This is a genomic window from Longimicrobium sp. (assembly GCF_036387355.1).
Taxonomy (GTDB): Bacteria; Gemmatimonadota; Gemmatimonadetes; order Longimicrobiales; family Longimicrobiaceae; genus Longimicrobium.
Map to the genome: position 1 here is coordinate 1 of NZ_DASVTX010000051.1, position 2,206 is coordinate 2,206.

The window sequence follows — 2,206 nt, forward strand, 5'->3', positions numbered from 1 at the left end:
CAGCGCCACGCGGGCGACACCTACGCCCAGGACGCGCAGACCGACCTGACCATCGCCTACAACGCGCTGGCGGCCATGCCCTGCACGGCCACCATCACCAGCGACCTGGGCGGCACCACGCTCACCCCGGGCGTCTACTGCGCGCCGACTTCGGTGGGCGTCACGGGAACGGTAACGCTCTCGGGCCCCGCCGACGCGGTGTTCGTAATCAAGGCTGGATCGTCGCTCACCACGGCCGGTTCGGTGGTGATGCAGGGCGGGGCGCAGGCCAGGAACGTGTACTGGCTGGTGGGAAGCTCCGCCACGCTGGGCACCGGCTCGGCCTGGCAGGGCAACATCATCGCCTTTACCAGCATCACGCTGGTGGACAACGTCTCCATCCTCGGCAGGGCGCTGGCGCGCAACGGAGCCGTTACGCTCGGCACCGGCAGCGTCATCACGCTTCCGTAGCCAACATGGGGGGGGCGGGTGCGCGGGCGGCCATTCGGGCCGGCCGCCGCGCCCGCCCCGCCAGCGGTCCGTACCCAAGATGAAAAACACGAGAGGGCGAACATGTTTGATCGAATCGTAAAGGGCGCCGCGCTGCTGGCGGCGTGCGTGGCGGTGCCGGGCTCGGCGCAGTTCATGGAGCCGCACCGGGAGGGAAGCTGGGAGTTCAGCCTGGCCGGCGGCGCGGTGTTCATCGACCCCGCGTTGCGCGACTTTCTGGTGAGCGGATCGCCGGAAAACCGCTTCACGCACGACACCGGCGCGTCGCGCGCCATGCCCACCGCGGTGGCGCGCATCGGGTACAACTTCACGCGCAACCTGGGCGTCAGCATCAGCGGCGGCGGCGCGATCAAGGACGGGGTCACGTACCTGAACCCCGGCGGCGCCGTGACGTACACGGCCAACCTGAACGCGCGCACCAGCCCGTTTCTGCTGGTGGGCACGGAACTGACCCGCATCAGCGGCGACAACGGGCGCATCACGCACAGCACGTGGGGCGCGCACGCCGGCGCGGGCGTGCGGCAGATGGTGAGCCAGAACCTGGCGTTGCGGCTGGAAGGGCGCGTGGCCATCGCCGGGTACAACGAGGTGCCCATGCGCCGCAACACCACGTACGCGCCCATGGGCACGGTGGGCGTCTCGTACTTCGTGGGCGGGCGGCAGCCGCGGGTGGCGGCGGCGCTTCCGGCTCCCCCGGCGCGGGTGGAGACGGTGTACGCCACCCGCGTGGACACGGTGCGCATCGTACGCACCGACACGGTGTTCCGCGACCGGTCCATGATGGGCGACCAGGTGGTGCTGCGCGTGCAGTTCCGCACCAACCGCGCGGAGCTGCTTCCGCAGTCGCGCATGGTGCTGGATTCGGTGGCCATGGCCATCCGCAACACGCCGGGTTCCAGCTGGCAGGTGGAGGGGCACACGGACAACGTGGGCGCCGACGCGGCCAACCTGTCGCTGTCGCGGGCCCGGGCAGAGTCGGTGGTGGCGTACCTGGTGAGCCGCGGGATCCCCGCGGGAATGCTGACGGCCGAGGGGTTCGGCGAGACGCGCCCGGTGACCACCAACGGCACGGTGGACGGGCGGGCGCAGAACCGCCGCGTGCAGATGCGCCGCATTCCCGCCCCGCCGTCGCAGCCCGCTCCGTAACGGACGGTCCGTGGGTGGATGGATGGATGAACGACGACGCGGGAGCCGACCTTTCGGCTCCCGCGTTGGTTTTGCGCCGGACCCCAGGCCCGGGATCCGCGACGCGTACGCCGCGCCCGGCACAGCGGGGCCAAGCAGAAGATCACAATCCGCCTGCGCGCGCGAAGGCGGACTTCGTCCCCGTCCAGCGGCGCTGTCACTCGCTCTGGCGGGCCGCGGGTTTGTTCGTCGATCCCGCGAATCGGCCCGGGGGGGCGGCGCGCCGAAACCCGCCGCACCGCCCCGAAGCATCCGCCGCAGTCCGCGAAGGCGGACTTCGCGCCGTTGTTGCCGCGACTTCAGTCGCTCTGGCGGGCCGCCGCGCGATTGCTCGTCGATCTCAGAATCTGCCTGGAGGCGCGGGAGGCCACGCCGAGGCCCGCCGCACCGCGACGTTGCATCCGGCGCAGTCCGCGAAGGCGGACGTCGCGCCGTTGTTGCCGCGACTTCAGCCGCCCGGCCGCGTCCGGCTCAGGAATTCTCCTTGTGCGCAAAGGCGGCGATCTGCAGGCGGGTGTGCAGGGCCAGCTTT

The 2,206-nt window shown here is 71.3% G+C and carries 2 protein-coding genes; both read left to right on the forward strand.

The window, feature by feature from the left end:
• Window positions 1–450: ice-binding family protein (locus tag VF665_RS02705; protein ID WP_331051861.1), on the forward strand; the 450-nt coding region annotated here is incomplete at its 5' end.
• Window positions 451–552: 102 nt separating this feature from the next.
• Complete coding sequence (locus VF665_RS02710; RefSeq protein ID WP_331051862.1) at window positions 553–1,635, forward strand: OmpA family protein; 1,083 nt, start codon at window positions 553–555, stop codon at window positions 1,633–1,635.
• Window positions 1,636–2,206 lie beyond the last annotated feature (571 nt).